Annotated in this window: 22 protein-coding genes; 12 read left to right on the forward strand and 10 right to left on the reverse strand. The window is 69.5% G+C overall.

The genetic code is table 11. The features are described from left to right. The first annotated feature begins 24 nt into the window (after nt 1-24). The gene (serB, locus tag ASD84_RS24160; protein WP_056716806.1) at nt 25-1,272 is read left to right on the forward strand and encodes a phosphoserine phosphatase SerB; all 1,248 of its coding nucleotides are present in this window, start codon (nt 25-27) and stop codon (nt 1,270-1,272) included. On the opposite strand, the gene ASD84_RS24165 is transcribed toward serB, so the two are convergent. Further along, nucleotides 1,247-2,740, reverse strand: a complete 1,494-nt coding sequence (locus ASD84_RS24165) for a SidA/IucD/PvdA family monooxygenase (RefSeq protein ID WP_056716808.1) — start codon at nt 2,738-2,740, stop codon at nt 1,247-1,249. The genes serB and ASD84_RS24165 overlap by 26 nt on opposite strands. Nucleotides 2,741-2,955: 215 nt before the next feature. Here ASD84_RS24165 and ASD84_RS24170 point away from each other — a divergent pair, with 215 nt between their 5' ends. Further along, nucleotides 2,956-3,957 carry an IS481 family transposase gene (locus ASD84_RS24170; RefSeq protein ID WP_082574242.1) on the forward strand — a complete coding sequence of 334 codons (1,002 nt, stop codon included), beginning with the start codon at nt 2,956-2,958 and terminating at the stop codon, nt 3,955-3,957. Here the strand turns inward: ASD84_RS24170 and ASD84_RS24175 are convergent. Next, a complete protein-coding gene (locus ASD84_RS24175; protein ID WP_056716935.1) occupies nt 3,954-4,457 on the reverse strand; it encodes a SixA phosphatase family protein in 504 nt (167 codons plus the stop codon). The two genes, ASD84_RS24170 and ASD84_RS24175, sit on opposite strands and share 4 nt — an antisense overlap. 38 nt (nt 4,458-4,495) lie before the next feature. On the opposite strand from ASD84_RS24175, the gene ASD84_RS24180 reads away from it, so the two are divergent. Further along, the gene (locus ASD84_RS24180; protein ID WP_056716810.1) at nt 4,496-5,245 is read left to right on the forward strand and encodes a TIGR02206 family membrane protein; all 750 of its coding nucleotides are present in this window, start codon (nt 4,496-4,498) and stop codon (nt 5,243-5,245) included. On the opposite strand, the gene fabI is transcribed toward ASD84_RS24180, so the two are convergent. The 3 genes from fabI to ASD84_RS24195 form a co-directional block, all read right to left on the reverse strand. Beyond that, the gene (gene fabI / locus ASD84_RS24185; RefSeq protein WP_056716813.1) at nt 5,174-5,977 is read right to left on the reverse strand and encodes an enoyl-ACP reductase FabI; all 804 of its coding nucleotides are present in this window, start codon (nt 5,975-5,977) and stop codon (nt 5,174-5,176) included. The two genes, ASD84_RS24180 and fabI, sit on opposite strands and share 72 nt — an antisense overlap. A gap of 1 nt (nt 5,978) precedes the next feature. Continuing rightward, the gene (locus ASD84_RS24190; protein ID WP_200954710.1) at nt 5,979-6,689 is read right to left on the reverse strand and encodes a beta-ketoacyl-ACP reductase; all 711 of its coding nucleotides are present in this window, start codon (nt 6,687-6,689) and stop codon (nt 5,979-5,981) included. Between the two features lie 94 nt (nt 6,690-6,783). After that, complete coding sequence (locus tag ASD84_RS24195) at nt 6,784-6,999, reverse strand: dodecin (protein ID WP_056716818.1); 216 nt, start codon at nt 6,997-6,999, stop codon at nt 6,784-6,786. Nucleotides 7,000-7,036: 37 nt separating this feature from the next. Between ASD84_RS24195 and ASD84_RS24200 the strand changes: the two genes are divergently transcribed. The 3 genes from ASD84_RS24200 to ASD84_RS24210 all read left to right on the forward strand — a co-directional run bounded on the left by ASD84_RS24200 (nt 7,037) and on the right by ASD84_RS24210 (nt 8,604). Next, nucleotides 7,037-7,330 carry a DUF3099 domain-containing protein gene (locus tag ASD84_RS24200; protein ID WP_235531252.1) on the forward strand — a complete coding sequence of 98 codons (294 nt, stop codon included), beginning with the start codon at nt 7,037-7,039 and terminating at the stop codon, nt 7,328-7,330. Continuing rightward, entirely contained in the window at nt 7,320-7,508 is a 189-nt protein-coding gene (locus tag ASD84_RS24205; RefSeq protein WP_056716822.1) for a hypothetical protein, read from the forward strand. Before ASD84_RS24200 ends, ASD84_RS24205 begins: the two co-directional genes overlap by 11 nt. A 172-nt stretch (nt 7,509-7,680) precedes the next feature. After that, the gene (locus ASD84_RS24210) at nt 7,681-8,604 is read left to right on the forward strand and encodes a type IV toxin-antitoxin system AbiEi family antitoxin domain-containing protein (RefSeq protein ID WP_056716825.1); all 924 of its coding nucleotides are present in this window, start codon (nt 7,681-7,683) and stop codon (nt 8,602-8,604) included. 38 nt (nt 8,605-8,642) lie between these two features. Here ASD84_RS24210 and moaA read toward each other — a convergent pair whose 3' ends face one another. Beyond that, nucleotides 8,643-9,635: a GTP 3',8-cyclase MoaA gene (moaA, locus tag ASD84_RS24215; RefSeq protein WP_056716827.1), complete on the reverse strand. Its 993-nt coding sequence runs from the start codon at nt 9,633-9,635 to the stop codon at nt 8,643-8,645. A 68-nt stretch (nt 9,636-9,703) separates the two neighbouring features. Here moaA and ASD84_RS24220 point away from each other — a divergent pair, with 68 nt between their 5' ends. Beyond that, complete coding sequence (locus ASD84_RS24220) at nt 9,704-10,615, forward strand: SURF1 family protein (RefSeq protein ID WP_056716829.1); 912 nt, start codon at nt 9,704-9,706, stop codon at nt 10,613-10,615. Here the strand turns inward: ASD84_RS24220 and ASD84_RS24925 are convergent. From ASD84_RS24925 to glpK, 3 genes are read right to left on the reverse strand one after another with little or no spacing between them, the layout of a single operon-like run. After that, on the reverse strand, nt 10,501-11,259 hold the full coding sequence (locus ASD84_RS24925; RefSeq protein WP_082574253.1) for an SDR family oxidoreductase: 759 nt from the start codon (nt 11,257-11,259) through the stop codon (nt 10,501-10,503). The genes ASD84_RS24220 and ASD84_RS24925 overlap by 115 nt on opposite strands. Then, the gene (locus ASD84_RS24230) at nt 11,259-13,025 is read right to left on the reverse strand and encodes a glycerol-3-phosphate dehydrogenase/oxidase (RefSeq protein WP_056716835.1); all 1,767 of its coding nucleotides are present in this window, start codon (nt 13,023-13,025) and stop codon (nt 11,259-11,261) included. The genes ASD84_RS24925 and ASD84_RS24230 overlap by 1 nt, the downstream gene beginning before the upstream one ends. Further along, complete coding sequence (gene glpK / locus ASD84_RS24235) at nt 13,025-14,542, reverse strand: glycerol kinase GlpK (protein WP_056716838.1); 1,518 nt, start codon at nt 14,540-14,542, stop codon at nt 13,025-13,027. The genes ASD84_RS24230 and glpK overlap by 1 nt, the downstream gene beginning before the upstream one ends. Nucleotides 14,543-14,641: 99 nt before the next feature. Here glpK and ASD84_RS24240 point away from each other — a divergent pair, with 99 nt between their 5' ends. The 4 genes from ASD84_RS24240 to ASD84_RS24255 are packed head-to-tail and all read left to right on the forward strand — an operon-like array spanning nt 14,642 to nt 19,756. Beyond that, nucleotides 14,642-15,340, forward strand: coding sequence for an SDR family oxidoreductase (locus ASD84_RS24240; protein WP_056716839.1), 699 nt, complete (start codon nt 14,642-14,644; stop codon nt 15,338-15,340). After that, nucleotides 15,327-16,400, forward strand: coding sequence for an S-adenosylmethionine:tRNA ribosyltransferase-isomerase (locus tag ASD84_RS24245; RefSeq protein WP_056716841.1), 1,074 nt, complete (start codon nt 15,327-15,329; stop codon nt 16,398-16,400). The genes ASD84_RS24240 and ASD84_RS24245 overlap by 14 nt, the downstream gene beginning before the upstream one ends. A 31-nt stretch (nt 16,401-16,431) precedes the next feature. Then, complete coding sequence (locus tag ASD84_RS24250) at nt 16,432-17,211, forward strand: ABC transporter ATP-binding protein (RefSeq protein ID WP_056716843.1); 780 nt, start codon at nt 16,432-16,434, stop codon at nt 17,209-17,211. 1 nt (nt 17,212) lies between these two features. Continuing rightward, entirely contained in the window at nt 17,213-19,756 is a 2,544-nt protein-coding gene (locus ASD84_RS24255) for an ABC transporter permease (protein WP_056716845.1), read from the forward strand. Between the two features lie 57 nt (nt 19,757-19,813). Here the strand turns inward: ASD84_RS24255 and ASD84_RS24260 are convergent, their stop codons facing one another. Beyond that, nucleotides 19,814-21,412: an ABC-F family ATP-binding cassette domain-containing protein gene (locus ASD84_RS24260; RefSeq protein ID WP_056716848.1), complete on the reverse strand. Its 1,599-nt coding sequence runs from the start codon at nt 21,410-21,412 to the stop codon at nt 19,814-19,816. A gap of 77 nt (nt 21,413-21,489) precedes the next feature. Between ASD84_RS24260 and ASD84_RS24265 the strand changes: the two genes are divergently transcribed. After that, a complete protein-coding gene (locus ASD84_RS24265; protein ID WP_235531253.1) occupies nt 21,490-22,443 on the forward strand; it encodes a neutral zinc metallopeptidase in 954 nt (317 codons plus the stop codon). Nucleotides 22,444-22,462 lie beyond the last annotated feature (19 nt).

The raw sequence follows: 22,462 nt of genomic DNA on the forward strand, positions 1-22,462 counted from the left end.
GGGGAGCGATAGCCTTCAGCCGCGATGAGCTCACACGACAATGCCCACTCCGGGGCCCACCCTGAGGCCGACGACACGCTCCTGATCACGGTCACCGGTACCGATCGTCCCGGCGTGACGTCAGCTGTCCTCGAGACCCTGTCGCAGTCCGCCGTCGCGGTCGTCGACCTCGAACAGATCCTGATGCGCGGTCGTCTCGTCCTCGGTGTCCTGGTCAGCGCCCCCCGGGACGGCAAGAAGCTCCGCAAGGCGGTCACGGCGACCGTGGAGGGCCTGGGGATGAACGTCGAGTTCGAGAAGGGCTCCGGCGACAACCGCTCGCGACCCCAGGACCGAGCCCACGTCACCGTGATCGGAGGTCCGCTGAAGGCCTCCGCGATGGCTGCCATCGCCGGGCGCATCGCCGACTGCGGCGGCAACATCGACCGCATCGAGCGGATGGCCCGCTACCCCGTGACCGCCATCGAGGTCCACGTGTCGGGTGCTCGCCCGGACCGGCTGCGGACGTTGCTCGCGAGCGAGGCAGCGGTCCACGGCATCGATGTCGCCGTCCAGCCGGCCAACCTGCTGCGCCACGGCATGCGCCTGATCGTCATGGACGTCGACTCGACCCTGATCCAGGGCGAGGTCATCGAGATGCTCGCCGAGCACGCCGGGCACGGCGCAGAGGTTGCGGAGATCACCGAGCAGGCGATGCGGGGAGAGCTCGACTTCGAGCAGTCGCTGCGCGCCCGGGTGAAGCTGCTGGCCGGCCTGGACGCCGCCGTGCTCGACCAGGTGTACGACGCCATCGTGGTCAATCCCGGTGCCCGCACCATGGTCCGGACGCTGCGCCGCCTCGGGTACCGCTTCGCGATCGTGTCGGGCGGGTTCAGCCAGATCACGGACCGCCTGGCCGCCGACCTCGGCATCCACCGGGCGCGAGCGAACACGCTGGAGATCATCGACGGGAAGCTCACCGGAGCCGTTGTCGGTGACGTCGTCGACCGTGCCGGCAAGGCCCGCGCGCTGCGCGAGTTCGCCGCCGACCTCGGTGTCCCGGAGGAGGCCACGATCGCGATCGGCGACGGTGCGAACGACCTCGACATGCTCGACGCTGCCGGACTCGGCATCGCCTACAACGCCCGCCCGGTCGTCCGGGAGGCCGCGGACACGTCGCTGAACGTGCCCTACCTCGACACGATCATGTACCTGCTCGGCATCAGCCGCGAGGAGATCGTGGCGGCCGACGCAGCCGACGGGATCATCACACCGGCTCCCCCACTGGGCTAGCGGCGCTGCGCGCCACGACGTGGGCGAGCGGCCCGATGTCCAGGCCCGTTCGCCTGCCGAGCTCGTCCAGCGCCTCGCGGCACTGGGCCTGGTAGCGACGGCTGTTGATCATCTGCCTCGCGAGGACCGGGAGCTGGCGAGGCAGCGGGTACCACTGGTTGTAGTCCAGCCGGCAGTCCTGGAACACCTTGAGGGGCAGCGCCTTCAGCAGGAGCAGCTGGTTGAGCACTGCTTGCGACGAGCCGGCGGCACCGACGTTCTCCTTGGCGTCGCGGGCGAGGTGGTCCAGTGGGATCTGGTAGAGCGGGACCTTGTCGAGGAGACCCCGGAACATCAGATGGGTCAGGAAGTAGCCGGCAAAGCTGCCGAGGAAGATGACGGTGGAGGTGCCGTTGATGGAGAGCACCTTGCCTCCCACGGACACGTAGGGTTCGACGGGTCCTGCCCCGCTGCGGAAGATGTAGCCGGTGCAGTTCACGATCCAGGTGCCGGCCGGGACGGGGACCAGCGGCCCGTCACGGAGCTGGAGGGCCGCACCGTCGCCGTCGTCCACGACGTCGACCAGGCGGTCCTCGGTCACGCTGGACACCCCCTGCAGGATCACGTCGACCTCGGCCGGAGAGATGTTGCCGAACTGGAACTGGCGCGGGTGCTCGTTGATGGCCAGCCCGCCCCACTTGCGGAGCCGGTCTATCGGGACAGCCGGATCGGTCCCGTCGTAGGCGCCTGCGAGCAGCAGGAAGCAGGCTGCGGGAAGCGTGCCGCGGGTCCAGCGCCTGCGTCCGACGGGATAGATCAGGTCCCGGTTCAGGAAGATCACGCCGTCGCCGATGACCATCCGGACGTCCCGGCCCGGGAAACGCTTGATCAGGTGGTGCGCGGTGTCCATCGCCGTCTTGCCGCCGCCGACGATCACGACCGGTGTGTCGTCCGTCCCGGGTTCGCCGGTCAGGTCGTGGGGCGTCAGTGAGCGCACCCGGTCGCTCGTGAACGCGAGCGGCTGGGAGGGGTGGACGTCGTAGCTGATCGCCTTGATCAGCCGCTTCGTCCGCAGCTCGAGCCGAGCGCCGTCCTCGATGCGCTCGAAGGTGACCGTGACGTGGTCCGCGTGCTCCTCGTGGGAGAGGTAGCGGTGCCCGAAGCGGGTGTCGAGGGGGACCCTGTCCGCGAGCTCGGTCAGACAGTGCTCGAACTGCTCCTGCACCTCGGACCTGCTGGCCAGGTACTCAGGCGGAAACTTCCGCCGCCAGGGAATGTCGCCGACCGTGAACATCGGATGCGGCTGGTGCAGCCGGACGAAGTCATAGGTGTCGCGCCACATCCCGCCGGGACCGTCGCGTACGTCGATGAGCGCCATCCGGTCGCTCGGCCCGAGGTAACAGGTCGCAGAATGGACCGCGTTCAGACCGGCCACCCCGGCGCCGATGACGCAGGCGTCGTACTCGAGAGGAATGTCAGTTGTGGCCATGCGGGCCCCCTGGTCGTGGGCGCCCACCTCGTCGTACGGCGCCCGCAGAACCCCGAGGCCCTGATTCTCCCGCCGTTGCTGCCTGGCCGCCAGTCGCCAGATCCGAGGTCTAGCTGTAGTTCCCCGGCAGGTTGCGAACAGCGTGGCGTGAACGGATAGACGAAGACCTCCGGTACGGAGGGGGTTACCACACCAACCCTCACCCGGAGGTCTTCGTGACTCACGCTAACGCGCCACTGACTCCCGTGGGACGACGCCGTCTCGCCGAGTTGATAGTTCTTGACCGCTGGCCGGTCCGCCGAGCAGCCGAACGGTTCCAGGTGTCGCCCTCAACAGCAGCCAAATGGGCTGCTCGCTACCGGGCAGAACAGCCCATGACTGACCGGCCCTCACGACCACGGTCGTGCCCGACACGGATCCCGGTGCGGACCGAGCGTCGGATCATCAAGCTGCGCCACGTTCGTCGGTGGGGACCACACCGGATCAGCTACCACCTCGGAATCCCCCGCTCGACGGTCGGGCGCGTCCTTGCCCGCTACCAGATGCCACTGCTCGCGCACCTCGACCAAGCCACCGGTCTCCCGGTCCGCAAACCCAAACCGCAACGCTACGAAGCCGCTGCACCCGGCGAGCTGGTGCACGTCGACATCAAGAAGCTCGGCCGCATTCCCGACGGCGGCGGCTGGTGGGCCCACGACCGGGGATCAGCCCAGGACCGCCGCGCCGGCGCGGCAAGGGACAAGGCAGCCCGTGCAGGAGCACCAGGATCACGCGGCTACTCGTTCTTGCACCACGCCGTCGATGACTACTCGCGCCTGGCCTACTCCGAGATCCTCACCGACGAGAAGAAGGAGACCGCCGCCGAGTTCTGGAAACGAGCACGCGCATTCTTCGCCGACGCCGGGATCGCTGTCAGCGCCGTCATGACCGACAACGGCGCCTGCTACCGATCCCACGCCTTCGCCGCAGCGCTGGGCGAAGACGTCAAACACCGCCGCACCAGGCCCTACCGGCCACAGACCAACGGGAAGGTCGAGCGCTTCAACCGCACCCTGGGCGCCGAGTGGGCCTACGTCAAGGTCTACCTCTCAGACGAGGACCGCGCAGCGACCTACGCCGACTGGCTCCACACCTACAATCACCACAGACCCCACACCGGCATCGCAGGCCTCGTCCCCGCCGACCGCGTCCACAACCTCACGGGGAACTACATCTAGTCAGCGCGGCCGACGTGGAAGGCCTGCAGGCGCGCCTGCATCGGAGCCATCTCGGTCCACGCCCCCTCGACCTCGAAGACCGCAGCGGTGCTGGTCGGGAACGTCCCCATCTCCACCGACCCCGTCGCGGCGCCCTCGCCGTCGTCGAGCTGCTGCGCAAGCATCTCCATCGTCGGGTTGTGGCCGACCACCACGACGGTGTCGACGTCCTCCGGCGTGGTGTGGACGAGCTCGAGGACCCCCAGCTCGTCGGTGCCGTAGAGCGAGCCGTCGATGTGGGGCTCGATCTCCCAACCGGCGCCTTCAGCCACGACCTGCCAGGTCTCGCGGGTCCTGGCCGCGTAGGACACGTAGGCCGTACCAGGGGTGATCCCCTGCTCCGCGAGCCACTGGCCCAGGACCTTGCCGTCGGCACGCCCGCGCGGGCTCAGCACCCGCTCCAGGTCACTCGGTGCGAACTGCTCCGCCTTCGAGTGACGCACGACCACCAGTCGCCGCATGCTGTTCACACCAGCATCGTAGGCCCCATGCTGGAACCGTGACCCAGTACGGACCGACCCACCTGATCCCGTTGGCCGTGTTCGTCGTGGGGGTCGTGCTCGCCGTACGACTGGGACGGCGGCACGCCGTCGCCGACGGGCCGACCGGGTTCAGCCGGACCTGCGCCCTGCTCATCCCCGCAGTCACGGTGCCGTTCCAGGTCATCGACCTGGTCTACAACTTCGACGTCGACGTGACCCTGCCGCTCCACCTGTGCGACCTGGCCTGGATCGCCGCGACGTGGGCGTTGTGGACGCACCGACGGTTCCCGGTGGCGTTGACGTTCTTCTGGGGGCTGACGCTGACGATCCAGGGCGTCGTCACGCCCTCGCTGAACGAGGACCTCCCCCACCCGCGCTACTTCGCGTTCTGGGCGCTGCACCTGCTCGTCGTGTGGGCGGCGATCTACCTGGTGATCGGGTTGCGGAAGGCACCGCGCTGGCGGGACTTCGGCGCAGCGGTCGCCACGACCGTGGTGTGGGCCGCGTCGACGTACACCTTCAACGTGCTCGCGGACACCAACTACGGCTACCTGCTGCGCAAGCCACGCACGTCCGTGCTCGACCTGCTCGGCCCGTGGCCGTGGTACGTCGCCGAGGAGATCGCGATCGTGTTCCTGGCCTGGGCGCTGATGACGCTGGCCGCCCAGCGGGCCTTCGGGACCGACAGCAGCCGGTCAGGCCCCCATGGCGTGGAAGCCGCCGTCGACGTGGACGATCTCGCCCGTCGTGGCCGGGAACAGGTCTGACAGCAGGGCGCAGACAGCCTTGGCGGTCGGCTCCTGGTCGACGTTGTCCCAGCCGAGGGGGGCGCGGGTGCTCCACATCGACTCGAGCTCCTCGAAGCCGGGAATCGCCTTGGCAGCGAGCGTCCGCAGCGGGCCGGCCGACACGAGGTTGACCCGGATGCCGTCGGCGCCGAGGTCGCGGGCGAGGTAGCGCGAGGTCGACTCGAGGGCCGCCTTGGCGACGCCCATCCAGTCGTAGACCGGCCAGGCCACCGAGGCGTCGAAGGTCAGCCCGACGACCGAGCCGCCCTCGGACATCAGCGGGTGGCAGGCGACAGCGAGGGACTTGAGCGAGAACGCCGACACCTCGACCGCCTGCGCGACGTCCTTCGACGGACCGGTGAGGAACTTGCCGCCGAGGAGGGTCTCGGGGTTGCCGTAGGCGATGGAGTGCACGACACCGTGCAGCACGGCGTCCGCACCGAGGTGCTCACGGATCTGGTCCGGGAGGCCGGCGAGGTGCTCCTCATCGGTCACGTCCAGCTCGAGCACCGGCGGCAGCACGGGGAGGCGCTTGGCGATCCGGCGGGTGATCCGCAGCGCCTGGCCGAAGTTGGAGATGAGCACATTGGCGCCCTGCTCCTGCGCGAACTTCGCGACCGCGAAGCCGATCGAGGTGTCGAGGGTGACCCCCGCGACCAGGATGTTCTTGCCGGCGAGGATGCCGTTCGGGTTGATGTTCGTGTCGCTCATGTCAGTGCCCCATTCCAAGTCCGCCGTCTACGGGAATCACAGCGCCGGTGACATATGCCGCCGACGGGCTGGCCAACCACAGCACCGCGCCCGCGACCTCCGCCGGGTCGGCGTACCGACCGAGCGGGACCTGGCTGCGGATGCCTTCCTTCTGCTCGTCGCTCAGCACGGCGGTCATGTCGGTGTCGACGTACCCCGGCGCAACGACGTTCGCGGTGATGTTGCGCGGGCCGAGCTCGCGGGCCAACGATCGCGCCATGCCGACGAGGCCGGACTTGGACGCGGCGTAGTTGACCTGGCCCGGCGAGCCGAGCAGGCCGACCACGCTGGAGATGAAGATGATCCGGCCCTTGCGCTGGCGCATCATGCCCTTGGCAGCGCGGCGGGCGAGGCGGAACGAGCCGGTCAGGTTGGTCGCGATGACCGAGTCCCAGTCCTCGTCCGACATGCGCAGCAACAGGGTGTCGGCAGTGATGCCGGCGTTCGCGACGAGGATCTCGATCGGGCCGTGCGCGGCCTCGGCAGCGGCGAAGGCAGCGTCCAGCGCCACGGAGTCCGTGACGTCGGCCTTCAGCTCGAGCGCGCCCTCGGGGGCGCCTCCGCTGCGGGTCGTGACGGCGACGTGGTCGCCCTCAGCGAGGAACGCTTCGGCAATCGCGCGGCCGATGCCGCGGTTGCCTCCGGTGACGAGGACGGAGCGTGGTGAGTTCACGCTCACGACGCTACGGGGGCCGGCCACAAGCGCTCGCCCGCAGCGGGCACCAAGATCGCCGTGATCACTTGTAGGACCCCGACAAATGCGTTGGCTACTCGTCGTCCTCGAGGCGGAATCCGACCTTCATCGTGACCTGGAAGTGCTCGACCTGGCCGTCCTTGATCTGGCCGCGGACCTGGGTCACCTCGAACCAGTCGAGGTGGCGCAGGGTCTGGCCGGCGCGCTCGACGCCGTTGCGTACGGCCTGGTCGATCCCGTCGGGCGACGTGCCGACGATCTCGCTGACTCGGTAGGTGCGGTTGGACATGGCAGAAGCCTACTCACGAGGACGTAGGATGCGGGGTATGGATGCCATCCGGATCACCACCGCCGGTGACAGCCCCCAGGCAGACCTGGCCCGTCGGCAGCGCAAGTACGCCATCGCGATGACGATCCGGACGCTCTGCTTCATCGGTGCGGTGATCGCGGGCGTGGCCGGCGTCGGTTGGTTGTGGCCGATCCTGATCGTCGGTGCCGTCTTCCTGCCGTACGTCGCCGTGGTGTTGGCCAACGCCGGCGACAGCCGCTCGACCGAGCTCCCGCTCACCGGCGGCGGCGACGCCCAGCGCCAGCTCGGACCCGGCTCGCATGGAGCCTGACCTCTGCTCGGCCCGCGGTTGCCGCGAGCCCGCCGTGTGGCAGCTGCTCTGGAACAACCCGAAGCTGCACACCCCCGAACGCCGCAAGATCTGGCTCGCCTGCCCCGAGCACCGCGAGTCCCTCGAGCTCTTCCTCGGCGCCCGCGGCTTCCTGAAGGACACCGTCCCCCACCAGTAGCGCGAGTTGGGGTTTGTCACCCGCGAGTTGGGGTTTGTCACCCGCGAGTTGGGGTTTGTCGTCGCCTTTTGGCGCCACCAACCATCCACAGGTACGTCGCGAGGTGGCGCCTCTCCACAGTCGCTGTGGTTGCACCCCCACCTTCGCCCAGGGTCGGCTCATCGTCGTACCCATGACGACGACCAGCCACTATCCGGAGCATCCCTTCACCTCAGCCGAGGCCGCCGCGCTGGGTGTCTCGCATCGACGGCTCGAGCTCGACGCCCGAGACGGCGTACTGACCCGGTGGGCGCGCGGCGTCTACGCCCGTGCAGAGGTTCCTGACTCGGTCGAGCTGCGGGCGGCGGTGGTCGCCCTCGCCGCATCGAACCACCACGTCATCCGTGACCGGACGGCCGCATGGTTGCTCGGGGTCGACATGCACGTCATGAGCGAGCACGACCTGTTGCCGCCGATCGAGACGTGCGCACTCCGCGGGAGGAACCCGACGCGACGACCCGAGGCCGACGGTCGCACCCGCGACCTCGCACCTCACGACATCATCGAGGCGCACGGCCTCAGGGTGACCTCGCCGCTACGCACTGCGATGGATCTTGGCTGCAACCTCCGCCGGCGCGAGGCCTTCGCTGCCATGACGACCCTTGCGCGCCTGCACGGGTTCACCGCCCTCGACCTTGCGCGCGAAGTGCCTCGCTTCCGCGGGCGGCGCGGAGTGATTCAGTGCCGTGGATTGGTCCCGCTGGTCGACCAGCGGATCGAGTCACCTCGGGAGGCATGGGTCCTGATCGCCATCCACGACGCGGGCCTGCCCTTGCCTGAACCGCAGCATTGGATCGAGATCGACGAGGTACCCACTTACCGCCTCGACTTCGCCTACGTGAATGCCCGGGTCTACGTCGAGTATCAAGGTGCGGATTACCACGACCGGACCCAGCAAAAGCGTGACGCCGACCAGATCCGACGGACGTGGCTCCGCGAGAACGGATGGACGCTGATCGAGGTCCGGCGTGGTGACTTCACCGGCGCAGCGCTCGATCGCTGGATTCGTGAGCTACGTGCGGCACTCGCGCCGTCGTACACGAACCGCCGCTGGTGACAAACCCCAACTCGCTGGTGACAAACCCCAACTCGCGGTCAGCCGCCGATCGCGGACATCGGGCGATCGGGCTGGAGGAACGTCGGGTCGTCGATGCCGTGACCGGGGGCCTTGCCGATCATCGCGGTGAGCCAGCGGTCGGCGAGCTCGTCGTCGGTCGCGCCGGCACGCATCGCACGGCGCAGGTCGGACTCCTCACGGGCAAAGAGGCAGTTGCGCACCTGGCCGTCGGCGGTGAGGCGCACCCGGTCGCAGTCGCCGCAGAACGGGCGGGTGACGGACGCGATGACGCCGACGGTCGCCGGTCCCCCGTCGACGAGGAACAGCTCGGCGGGGGCGCTGCCGCGCGGCTCACGCGCCGGCGTCAACGTGAATGACCCTGCCAGGGAGGCGAAGATGTCGTCGGCGGTGACCATCGAGTCGCGGTTCCAGCCGTGCTGGGCGTCCAGCGGCATCTGCTCGATGAAGCGCAGGTGGTAGCCACGGTCCAGGCACCACTGCAGCAGCTCGGGGCCCTGGTCGTCGTTGACTCCGCGCAGCAGCACGGCGTTGACCTTGACCGGGCCGAGCCCGGCGGCCTCGGCGGCGGCCAGGCCCTCGACCACGTCGGTGAACCGGTCGCGACGGGTGATCTCGTGGAACGTGTCGCTGCGGACCGTGTCGAGGCTGACGTTCACGCGGTTGAGCCCGGCCGCTGCGAGCGCACCCGCCGTCTTCGCCAGGCCCAGCGCGTTGGTCGTGATCGACATCTCGACGTCGGCGTCGAGCGCGCGGACCCTGCCGACGATGTCGACGAGGCCGCGCCGGACGAGCGGTTCCCCACCGGTGAAGCGGACCTCCTTGACGCCGAGGCGCTGGACGGCGATCCCGATCAGGCGAACGATCTCGTCATCACTGAGCTGGTCGTCGGCAGGCAGCCACTCCAGGCCCTCGGGCGGCATGCAGTACGTGCAGCGCAGGTTGCAGCGGTCGGTCAGTGAGACGCGCAGGTCGGTGGCGACCCGGCCGTGGCGATCGATCAGCGGCTGCATCCCCCCAGCATAGGTCGCCGCTGAGGGGCGACGCGGCGACGACCACACCGGGGACCTACCGTTGACCCGTGCAATCGTGGCTGTCCTCCTGGCGCTTCCTGCTGAGCCGTCGCTGGGTGCTGTTCTTCCTGGCGATCCTGCTCGTGGGCTATGCGACGTGGTGGCTGGGCGAATGGCAGTTCGGACGTCTGGAGGACCGCAAGGAGCGCAACACGATCGTCAGCGCCAACGAGGACCGTGACCCGGTGCCCCTCGCCGACGTGCTGGCCCCCGGGCGCGCGGTCGCGGAGTCCGACGAATGGCGCCTGATCACCGTCACCGGTGAGTACGACGTCGATGACACCGTGGTCGTCCGGTACCGCACCCGCAGGTCCGCCCAGGGGGTCGAGGTCGTCGTACCGCTCGTGACGCCGGACGGGACGACCGCCCTCGTCGACCGTGGCTGGTTCGCCACGGACAACCCGGAGATCACCCACGACGACCTGCCGACACCACCGGAAGGCGAGGTGACGGTCACCGGCTGGGTGCGCAGCGACGGCACCGGAGGCAGCACGCAGGTCAACGGGCACTCCACGCGAAGCATTGCGAGCGGTCCGATCGGCAAGGCCATCGAGCGCGAGGTGTTCACGGGCTTCGTGGCGCTGAAGTCCGAGGACCCGGAGCCCGCCGAACAGCTCGAGCCGGTCGAGCTCCCCGAGCTGGGCGAGGGCCCGCACTTCTTCTACGGCCTGCAGTGGTGGTTCTTCGGTGTGCTGGCGATCGGTGGCTTCGGCTACCTCGCCTGGGACGAACGCAAGCACGGCGCCCGGGGTTCGCGGACGACCGCGAAGAAGAGGTCCGGCGGTCCGTTCTCGGGCCGGGAACGTCAGAGGGAGCGGCCCATCCCGCCGTCGACCGGGACCATCACGCCCGAGACGAACGACGCCGCCGGCGACAGCACGAACGCCGCCACCCGGCCGAACTCGACCGGATCTCCGTAGCGACCCAGCGGAATCTGTGCACGAGCCGCCGCCTGCGACGCCTCGGCGTCACCGCTGGCGGCATCGATCTCCACGATCCGTTCGGTACCGATCCGGCCGGGCAGCAGTCCGTTGACCCGGATCCCGCGTGGCCCCAGCTCATCGGCCAGCGTCTTGGCGACCATCGCGAGACCGGGGCGCAGTCCGTTGGACACGGCCAGGTGCGCGATCGGCTGTCGCACGCTCATCGAGAGGACGAAGGCGATGCTGCCGCCGTCCGTCAGCACGGCGGCGATCTCGCGGGCCAGGCGCACCGTCCCCAGGAACACGGAGCCGAACGCCTGCTCCCACTGGTCGTCCGTCACCGAGGCGACGGTGCCCAGGGGCGGTCCACCGACGCTGATCAGGGCGCCGTCGAGTCGGCCCCAGCGTTCGTGTGCAGCGGCAATCAGGCGGGCGGGGGCGGACGGGTCGGAGTTGTCCACCGCCACCCCCACGACGTCGGGCGAGCCGAGCTCGGCCACCGCCTGGTCCACGCCCGCCTGGTGACGGCCGGACAGCACGACGCGAGCGCCATCGGCCAGCAGCGCCTCGACGGAGGCACGGCCCAGGCCGCGGGTGGCGCCGGTGACGACGTACACGCGTTCATCGAGGAACAGGTCCATCAGGGGGCTTCCAGCACTTCCATCGACTCGAGGGACTCAGCGATCCGGGACACCGGTACGACGTCCGGTGCGCCCTTGCGCGCGGCGTCGGCCGTGTGGTCGTCGGGCTGGCGTTGGCTCTCGCGCTCGGCCTCGACCCGCTTGAGGTAGTGCTGGACCTCCCGCTCCCGCTGGTCGGCGTCCCAGCCGAGGTACCCCCGGACGAGGTCGGCCACGTGCGGGGCTGCGGCGACGCCGCGGTCGAAGGTCTCGAACGAGATCCGCATCCTCCGCGTCAGCACGTCGTCGAGGTGCCGGGCGCCTTCGTGGGTCACGGCGTACACGGCCTCGACCTGCAGGTAGTCCTCGGCCCCGGGCAGCGGCTCGGCCAGGTCCGGCTCAGCGGCGATCAGGTCCAGCACCTCGAGCACGAGCGAGCCGTAGCGCTCCAGGAGGTGCTCGATCCGGTTGACCGCGAGGCCGGACTGCGTGGCGAGGGTGCGGCGCTGGTTCCAGAGGGCCTGGTAGCCGTCGGCACCGACCAGTGGGATCCGCTCGGTCACGCACTCGCCGACCTTGCGACCCAGCACGCTCTCCAGGCCGTGGACGGCCTCGTCGACGGCGTCCGCCGCCATCACCCGGTAGGTGGTGTACTTCCCGCCGGCCACCACCACGAGACCCGGCACGCTGTGCGCCACGGCGTGCTCGCGGGACAGCTTCGACGTCGCCGCCGACTCCCCTGCCAGCAACGGCCGCAGGCCGGCGAACACACCCTCGACGTCGTCACGGGTGAGGGGGACCTCGAGCACCTTGTTGACGTTGTCGAGCAGGTAGTCGATGTCGCTGGAGCTCGCCGCCGGGTGGTCCTTCGACAGCTCCCACTCGGTGTCGGTGGTGCCGATGATCCAGTGCCGCTTCCACGGGATGACGAACAACACGGATGTCTCGGTGCGCAGGATCAGTCCCGCTTCACCGCGGATCCGGTCCCGGGGCACGACGAGGTGGATGCCCTTGCTGGCGCGCACCTTGAACTGGCCGCGCTCGCGCGCCATGCCCTGGGTCTCATCGGTCCAGACGCCGGTGGCGTTGATGACCTGCGACGCGCGGATCTCGAAGCGGTTGCCGGTCTCGAGGTCGATCACCTCGGCGCCGACCACGCGTTCGCTCTCCTTGATCAGGCCGAGCACGCGGGTGCGGGACGCGACCGCGGCCCCGTAGGTCGCCGCGGTGCGGGCGAGGAACATGGTGTGCCGGGCATCGTCGACCTGGGCGTCGTAGTACCGGATCGCCCCCACGAGGGCGTCCTTGCGCAACGACGGGAACGCCTTGCGTGCCCCGCGGCGGGTGAGGTGCTTGTGCAACGGCACGCCGTCGCCGTACCCGCTGGCCTTGGACATCGCGTCGTACAGGGCGACCCCCGAGCCGGCGTACCAGCGCTCCCAGCCGCGACCGGTGAGCGGGTAGAGGAAGGGCACCGGGCGCACGAGGTGGGGCGCGAGCCGCTGCATGAGCAGGCCGCGCTCCTTCAGCGCCTCCGCGACGAGGCGGAAGTCCATCATCTCGAGGTACCGCAGGCCGCCGTGGATCAGCTTGGAGCTGCGGCTGGACGTGCCGGAGGCGAAGTCGCGAGCCTCGACCAGCCCGACCGCGAGGCCACGGGTGGCGGCGTCGAGGGCGGCGCCGGAGCCGACGACTCCCCCGCCGATCACCAGGACGTCGAGGTGCTGGTTGGCCATCCGCTTGAGGGCCGCAGAGCGGCCGCGCGGCGAGAGTGGAGCGGGATTCATCAGTTGACCTCCACCCAGTCAAGGGTTCGTTGTACGGCCTTCTGCCACTGGGCGTAGCCCGCGGCACGCTGTTCCTCGCTCCAGTGCGGTTCCCAGCGGGTGTCTTCCTGCCAGTTCTCGCGGAGCTCGTCGGTGTTGGCCCAGTAGCCGACCGAGAGCCCGGCGGCATAGGCGGCGCCGAGAGCGGTGGTCTCGGGAACCACCGGTCGACTCACCGGTACGCCGAGCACGTCGGCCTGGATCTGCATGCACAGGCTGTTGGCGGTGACGCCGCCGTCGACCTTGAGCACCTCGAGGGTGACCCCGGAGTCCGACGACATCGCCTCGATCACGTCCCGCGACTGGTAGCAGATCGCCTCGAGCGTCGCCCGGGCGACGTGGGCGTTGGTGTTGAAGCGCGACAGGCCGACGATGGCGCCCCGGGCGTCGGACCGCCAGTACGGCGCGAAGAGGCCCGAGAACGCAGGCACGAAGTAGACGCCCCCGTTGTCCTCGACCTGACCGGCCAGCGACTCGGACTCCGAGGCACCGCTGATGATGCCCAGCTGGTCGCGAAGCCACTGGACGGCCGACCCGGTCACCGCGATCGATCCCTCGAGCGCGTACACGCAGGGTTCGTCGCCGAACCGGTAGGCGGGAGTGGTGAGCAGCCCTGCCTTCGAGCGCACGATCTCGGTGCCGGTGTTGAGCAGCATGAAGTTGCCGGTCCCGTAGGTGTTCTTGGCCTCGCCGGGGGCGAAGCACACCTGACCGACGGTCGCGGCCTGCTGGTCGCCGAGGATGCCGGTGATCGGCACCTCGCCGCCGAACGGTCCGTGCAGCCGGGTCGTGCCGTACGGCGTCGTCGCGGACGACTCGCGGATCTCGGGGAGCATCGCGCGTGGGACGCCGAAGAAGCCCAGCAGCTCGTCGTCCCAGTCCAGCGTCTCCAGGTCCATCAGCATGGTCCGGCTCGCGTTGGTCACGTCGGTGACGTGCACGCCGCCGTCCGGTCCTCCGGTGAGGTTCCACAGCACCCAGGTGTCCGGGGTGCCGAACAGGGCGTCGCCGCGTTCGGCGAGCTCGCGTGCGCCCGGGACCTCGTCGAGGATCCACTGCAGCTTCCCGCCGGAGAAGTACGTCGCCGGTGGCAGGCCCGCGCGGTGGCGGATCACGTCACCCCGGCCGTCGCGGTCCAGTGCGGCGGCGATCGCGTCCGTGCGCGTGTCCTGCCAGACGATCGCGTTGTGCAGCGGACGGCCGGTCCGGCGGTCCCACACGATCGTCGTCTCGCGCTGGTTGGTGATGCCGACGGCAGCCAGGTCGCTGGCATCAAGGCGTGCCTTGCCGAGGGCCGTCTGCACCACGGCAGACGTGCGCTCCCAGATCTCCACCGGGTTGTGCTCGACCCAGCCGGCGCGCGGCAGGATCTGCTGGTGCTCGAGCTGGTGCCGGGCCACTTCGCGCCCCGCGTGGTCGAAAACCATGAAGCGCGTGCTGGTGGTGCCCTGGTCGATCGCCCCCACGTACCTCGCCATGCGCCAACTCTGACACGTCACGCCCCGCACGTGCTCGGAACACGCACGATCAGGCCACCTGCTTGACCTCAACTGCAGTTGAGGTTCAACCATGGACGCATGACCAGGATCGCCATCATCACCGGCGGGAGCGCCGGCCTCGGCCGCGCGCTGACCCTCGCTCTCACCCATCAGGACTGGCACGTCATCACTGACGGCCGGAACCCCGACCGACTCGCGGCGACCGCCGCAGCAGCCCCACCCGGGACGGTGACGGCCGTGCAGGGTGACATCGCCGACGAGGACCACCGCAACGACCTCATGGCTGCTGTTGAGAAGCACGGACAGCTGGACCTGCTCGTCAACAATGCGGGCATCCTCGGCCCGGTGTCCGGGGACAACCCCCACCGGCTGCTCGCCGACCTCACCATCGAGGACATCGGCCACGTCTGGCGGCAGAACGTCGGCGCACCCCTCGCGCTGACGACCCTCGCGATCCCCCACCTCGCAGCATCGGGAGGGACCCTGCTGTCCATCTCCTCCGACGCGGCGCTGGAGCACTACGCCGGCTGGGGCATGTACAGCGCGTCGAAGGCCGGCCTGGACCACCTCACCCTGACCGTCGCAGCCGAGAACCCGACGATCACCGCCTACGCCGTGGACCCGGGCGACATGCGCACGCAGATGCACCAGGACTGGTTCCCCGGCGAGGACATCTCCGACCGTCCGCTGCCCGAGACCGTCGTACCGCACCTGTTGGCGCTGCTCGACGGTCCGGCGCCGTCCGGTCGGTACCGGGCCCGTGATGTCGCAGCTTGAGGCGCAGGAGTTCGCGCCGGCGCCGGCCGAGCGCCGCGGACTCGCCCGCGACCAGGTCCAGCTGCTGGTGGCCACCGACCGGGGCATCACCCACACCCGCTTCCACCGGCTGGACGAGCACCTCGATCCCGGTGACGTCGTGGTCGTCAACAACTCCGCGACCGTCGCCGCCGCGGTCGACGCCGTGTCCGACCGGCACGGACCCGTTGTCCTCCACCTGGCCACGCCGCTCGACGACGCCACCTGGGTGGTCGAGGTACGACGCCCGCCCGATGCCGCACGAGCGGTACTCGATGCGCAGGCCGGTGACCGGATCGACCTCGTGGGCGGGGCGGCCACAGTCCAGCTGCTCGAGCCGTACCCGGCTCCCGGGTCCTCGCCCACCGGTGCCGGCAACCGGTTGTGGCGAGCAGCCGCCGTCGGGGACCCCCTGGCCGTGGCGCGGCGTCTCGGCCGACCGATCGCCTACGGCTACCTCGACGCCCGTTACCCGCTGGCCGACTACCAGACCGTCTTCGGGCAACGCCCGGGCAGCGCGGAGATGCCCTCGGCAGGTCGGCCGTTCAGCGCGGACCTGGTGACCAGGCTCGTCGCGAAGGGCGTGCTGGTCGCTCCGATCACCCTGCACACCGGGGTCTCCTCGCAGGAGGCTGGTGAGGCACCGCAGGCGGAGCGCTTCGAGGTGCCGCCCGCGACGGCGGCCGCCGTGAACGCCGTCCGTGCTGCCGGCGGGCGGGTGATCGCGGTGGGGACCACAGCCACCCGTGCCCTCGAGTCGGCGGTCGAGGTCGACCGGGACGGGCCTCACGTCGTACCCGCATCCGGCTGGACCAGCCGGATCATCAGCCCGGCCGACCCACCGCGCGTGACGGACGGCCTCGTCACCGGCTGGCACGATCCGAACGCGTCCCACCTGCTGTTGGTGGAGGCCGTGGCCGGCACCCAGCTCACCCGGCGCGCCTACACGGCAGCCGCCGCATCGGGCTACCTCTGGCACGAGTTCGGCGATTCCTGCCTGTTGCTGCCGACCTCAGGGAGGAGTCAGGGGAAATCCCGATGACCCGCGAACGGTCATCGGGCAAGGTGGTGCCATGACGACCGCCCCCCATCAGGTCTCCCCCAGCCTCCCGGCCGCGGCCCGCGCCATCGATCTCCACAAGACCTACGGGTCCGGCGACTCCGAGGTCCGCGCGCTCGACGGTGTGACGATCACGCTGGCCCAGGGCCAGTTCACCGCGATCATGGGCCCCTCGGGGTCGGGGAAGTCCACCCTCATGCACTGCCTGGCCGCACTGGACACCCCCACAGCGGGCGAGGTGATGGTGGGCGAGACGCAGCTGTCCCGCCTCAAGGACAAGGCACTCACCACGCTGCGACGCGAGGAGGTCGGCTTCGTCTTCCAGGCCTTCAACCTGATCCCGACGCTCACGGCCCAGGAGAACATCCTGCTGCCACTGAGCCTGGCCGGCCGCAAGCCCGACCAGGCCTGGTTCGACACCGTGGTCGACACGGTCGGGCTGCGCGATCGCCTCAAGCACCGCCCCGCGGAGATGTCCGGCGGCCAGCAGCAACGAGTTGCCTGCGCGCGAGCGCTGGTGAGCAAGCCGTCGATCGTGTTCGCCGACGAGCCCACCGGCAACCTCGACAGCACCTCCGGCGCGGAGGTCCTGTCCTTCCTGCGCCGCAGCGTGGACGAGTTCGGACAGACCATCGTGATGGTCACCCACGACGCCGTCGCCGCGTCGTACTGCGACCGGGTGGTGTTCCTCGCGGACGGCCGGGTGGTCGACGAGATCAACAAGCCCGACCGCGAGCAGATTCTTGAGCACATGACTGCCCTGCAGGCTGCCGCTGCGCGCGGAAAGGCCTGACATGTTGCGGCTCACGCTGCGCAACATCCTTGCCCGCAAGGTCCGGCTCTTCATGAGCGGACTCGCCATCGTGCTCGGTGTCGCGTTCCTGTCCGGCGTCCTGGTCTTCAGCAACGGACTCTCGTCGACCTTCGACTCCATCATCTACGGCTCCACCCCCGACGGAGCCGTGCGTGCGCAGGACACCGAGGAGTTCGACGGCGGGTTCTCCGGCCAGACGGACCAGTCGCTGTCCCCCGCGGTCGTCGCGGAGCTCGCTGCTCTGCCCGAGGTGGCCCGCGCCGACGGGGACGTCGTCGGCTTCGGCATGAGCCTGCTGGCGAGCGACGGCACCCTGGTCGGCGGCACAGGCGCACCCACGCTGGCCTTCAACTACCACGACGGCCCGAACATGGACGGCGACTCGGCCCTGATCCTCGAGGAGGGGCGCTGGCCCACGGGGACCGCCGAGATCGTCCTCGACGAGGCAGCCGTCAAGGCCGGCGACTACCAGGTCGGCGACGACGTCAAGCTACTCGCCCCCTTCGGGACCCTGGAGCGCACGGCGAAGCTGGTCGGCACCGCCGAGTTCAACGGCGGCGGTACGGCGGGCGCGACCCTGCTGATCTTCTCGACCGAGGCGGCGCAACAGCTCTTCCTCGGCGGCAAGGACGTCTACAACCGGATCAGCCTCACCGCGGCCGACGGGGTGACCCAGAAGGACCTCGCGAAGGCAGCCGGAAAGGTCGTCCCGCAGGGCTTCGAGGCCGTCACCGGCAACCAGGTGGCCGCCGAGTCCCAGGACGCGGTCGGTGGCTTCCTCGGGGTCATCAAGACGTTCCTGCTGGTGTTCGCGATCATCGCGGTGATCGTCGGCGGGTTCATCATCGTCAACACCTTCTCGATCCTCGTGGCCCAGCGCAGCCGTGAGCTCGCGCTGTTGCGCGCACTCGGAGCCGGCCGCGCCCAGGTCACCCGGTCGGTGCTCCTGGAGGCGTTCGTCCTCGCCCTCGTCGCCTCGACGCTCGGGATCGGCCTCGGCCTGCTCCTCGCCCGCGGCCTGGCGGGGATCTTCCGGTCGATCGGGCTCGACATCGCGAGCAACGCGCTCGACCTCACCTCCGGGACGGTGATCACCAGCTACGCGGTCGGCATCGGCATGACGATGGTCGCCGCCTACCTGCCTGCCCGGCGCGGGAGCAGGATCGCGCCGGTCGCGGCGATGCGAGCCGACATCTCGGTCGAACGCGCGTCCCTGCACCGTCGTACCGTCATCGGGACGATCGTCCTCGTGATCGGTGCCGGCGTCGCGATCGCAGGTGTCCGGGGAGCTCCGGGATCCGACGCCGCATGGATCGGTGTCGGTGCAGTGCTCTGGATCCTCACCGTCGCCGCCCTCAGCTCCGTCGTGGGCAAGCCGGTCCTCGCGCTGTGCCGGGCCATCTTCGCCCGGTTGTTCGGCGCCGCCGGGCAGCTGGCAGGCGAGAACGCCCTGCGCGACCCGCGACGTACCGGCGCAACCGCCTCGGCCCTGATGATCGGTCTGGCCCTGGTCTCGACCATCGGCGTCCTCGCGGCGTCCCTGAACAAGTCCGTCGACGACGTCGTCGACGAGCAGTTCACCGCCGACCTGCTCGTGCAGAGCACCAACTTCCTGCCGTTCTCCACCGAGGTCGGCGACCGGATCGCCGGGGTCGACGGCGTCGGCACGATGAGCCGCCAGCAGTTCACCACCGCGCAGTACGACGACGAGTCGATCTACCTGACCGGCAATGACGACAAGTTCGACGACGTCTACCACCTCAAGGTCGTCGACGGCCGGCAGCGGCTCTCCGGCGCCGAGGCCTTCGTCACCGAGAGCTTTGCGACGGACAACGGCGTCAAGGTCGGTGACGCCCTCGACCTCGGGTTCCAGGGCGGTACGACGCTCACCCCGACCGTCGTCGGCGTCGTGGAGGACTCGGAGGTGGTCGGCGAGGTCAACGTTCCGCTCGACCAGCTCGTCGCCGCTGGCGTGCTGCGTCAGGACACGTCCATCAGCATCCTGTTCTCACCCGGCGCCGACGCGGCGACGGTGCGCGACGACGTCGACGCCGCCGCGAAGTCCGCGCCCATCGTGGGGGTCTACGACAAGGCGGGCTTCTCCGAGGAGATCCGCGGCCAGGTGAACCAGCTGCTCTACATGATCTACGGCCTGCTGACCCTCGCGATCGTGATCGCGGTGATCGGCATCATCAACACCCTGGGCCTCAGCGTGATCGAACGGACCCGCGAGATCGGGTTGCTCCGCGCGATCGGCATGAGTCGCGTCCGGCTGCGCCGCATGATCACGCTGGAGTCGATCGGGATCGCCGTGCTGGGCGCCGTGCTCGGCATGGCGCTCGGCCTGGCCATCGGGATCCTGCTCCAGAACGCGCTGTCCGACGACCTGACCAGCCTGGGCCTGCCCCTGGGTCAGCTCGTGGCGTTCCTCGTGATCGCCGTCGTCGTCGGGGTGCTGGCGGCCGTGATCCCGGCGATCAGGGCCTCCCGGCTCAACGTCCTGGAGGCCATCTCTACCGAGTGAGGCGAGCGCAGCGAAGCCGCGGTGGTCGAGGAGGTTGCGCAGCAACCGTCTCGAGACCTACGCGAGCTCGACCAGGTCGGCGTAGTCCTGGCTCCACAGGTCCTCGACACCGTCCGGGAGGATCAGCACCCGGTCGGGCTCGAGGGCGTGGACCGCTCCCTCGTCGTGGGTGACCAGGACGACGGCACCTTCGTAGCGACGGATCGCGTTGAGGACCTCTTCACGAGAAGCCGGGTCGAGGTTGTTCGTGGGCTCGTCGAGCAGCAGCACGTTCGCCTGCGAGACGACGAGGGAGGCCAGCGCCAGCCGGGTCTTCTCGCCACCGGAGAGCACGCCGGCCGGCTTGTGCACGTCGTCACCGCTGAACAGGAACGAGCCGAGCACGGATCGTGCCTCGGTGTCGGTCAGGGCCGGCGCGGCGGACTGCATGTTCTCGAGCACGGTGCGACCGACGTCGAGGGTCTCGTGCTCCTGCGCGTAGTAGCCGACCTTGAGCCCGTGGCCGGCGATGACGTGCCCGGTGTCGGGCTCGTCGACGCCCGCGAGGATCCGCAGCATCGTGGTCTTGCCGGCGCCGTTCAGACCGAGGATCACCACGCGCGAGCCCTTGTCGATGGCCAGGTCGACGGCAGTGAAGATCTCCAGGGCGCCGTACGACCGGGAGAGGTCCTTGGCCATGAGCGGCGTCTTCCCGCAGGCCGCCGGCGTGGGGAACTTGATCGCCGCGATCTTGTCGGACTGGCGCTCGCCCTCGACGCCACCGAGCAGCTTCTCGGCCCGCTTGAGCATCTGCTGTGCAGCGCTGGCACCGGAGGCGCGGGCGCGCATCTTGTTGGCCTGGTCGGTGAGCGTCTTGGCCTTGTTCTGGGCGCTCATCAGCTCGCGCTTGCGACGGGCCTCATCGGTCTCGCGCTGGACGAGGTAGTTCTTCCAGCCCATGTTGTAGATGTCGATCACGCCACGGTTCGCGTCGAGGTGGAAGACCTTGTTGACGGTCTCCTCGAGCAGGGCGTTGTCGTGGGAGATCACGATGAAGCCGCCCTTGTAGGTCTTCATCCACTCGCGCAGCCAGTTGATGGAGTCGGCGTCGAGGTGGTTCGTCGGCTCGTCGAGGATCAGCACCTCGGCGCTCGAGAACAGGATCCGCGCGAGCTCGACGCGCCGGCGCTGGCCACCGGACAGGGTGCCGAGCGGCTGGTCCATCAGGCGGTCGGGGATGCCGAGGCTCTGCGCGATCTGGAGGGCTTCGGTCTCGGCGGCATAGCCGCCACCGGCGTCGAGCTCGTCCTGGGCCCGCTGGAAGCGACGCATCGCCTTCTCCAGCACGTCCGGGTCCTCGGAGCCCATCTCGACCTCGGCCGCGCGAAGACGTCGTACGGCGTCGTCGAGGCCTCGTGCGGAGAGGATCCGGTCGCGGGTGATGACCTCCGGGTCACCGACGCGGGGGTCCTGCGGCAGGTAGCCGAGCTCGCCCTTGTTGCCGACGGTTCCGGAAGCAGGCAGGACGTCACCGGCAAGGACCTTCGTGAGGGTCGTCTTGCCAGCGCCGTTGCGGCCGACGAGGCCGATCTTGTCGCCGGGGCCGACGCGGAAGCTCACGTTCTCCATGAGGAGACGGGCACCGACGCGGACCTCGATCTGGTGCACCGTGATCATGACTGCCCGAGTCTCCCACGACGCGACGACGGCACTGAAAACGCCGAGCGGCCTTCTTCTTGCCCTAGGGTGCTGCCGTGGTGCGATTCAATCCCAAGGCCCGCCTCGACCAGTCCCGTGTTCGTGATGCAGGGAGTGGCGGTGGAGGTGGCGGCCTCGGTGGCGGTGGCCTCGGTGGCGGCGGCATGCGACTGCCCATCCCGACCGGCCGCGGCGGCATCGGCACGCTCGTCATCCTGGTGATCCTCTTCCTGGTGGCGAGATGTGCAGGCGTCGACCTCGGACTCGGTGGCGCAGCCCAGGTCTATTCGCCCACCCGGCTGAGTGACGCCCAGGAAGGTGGCGACCGTTACGCCGACTGCAAGACCGGCGAGGACGCCAACAACTCACAGGACTGCGCGCGCGTCGCGATCGAGAACTCCCTCACCGACTACTGGGACTCCGAGCTCGGCGGCAAGTTCCGGCCCGAGGAGGCGATGGTCACCTTCTCCGGCTCCGTGGACACCGGCTGCGGCGCCGCGACCTCGAACGTCGGCCCGTTCTACTGCCCGTCCGACGAGAGCATCTACCTCGACACGACCTTCTTCGACGACGTGCTGGAGGGCCAGCTCGGCGGCCCCGACGGCAGCTTCGTCGAGTTCTACGTGCTGGCCCACGAGTACGGCCACCACATCTCGAACCTGCTCGGCTTCATGGGCCAGGTCAAGGGCGGCACCGGTCCGCAGAGCGACGGCGTACGCCTCGAGCTCCAGGCCGACTGCTACGCCGGGCTGTGGGCCAACCACGCCACCAAGACAGAGGACGCGTCGGGTGAGGTCTTGATCCTCGACCTGACCCAGCAGGACATCGACGAGGCGATCGCGGCTGCTAAGGCCGTGGGCGACGACTACATCCAGAAGCGCAGCGGCGGCCGGGTCAACGAGGAAGCCTGGACGCACGGCTCCTCGGAACAGCGCAAGAAGTGGTTCATGGTCGGCTACGAGCAAGGCAGCCTGGACGCCTGCGACACGTTCTCCGCTGACCGGGTCTGAACTGTCTGGTCCGAGCGCG

The organism is Nocardioides sp. Root682, assembly GCF_001427795.1.
Classification (GTDB): domain Bacteria; phylum Actinomycetota; class Actinomycetes; order Propionibacteriales; family Nocardioidaceae; genus Nocardioides.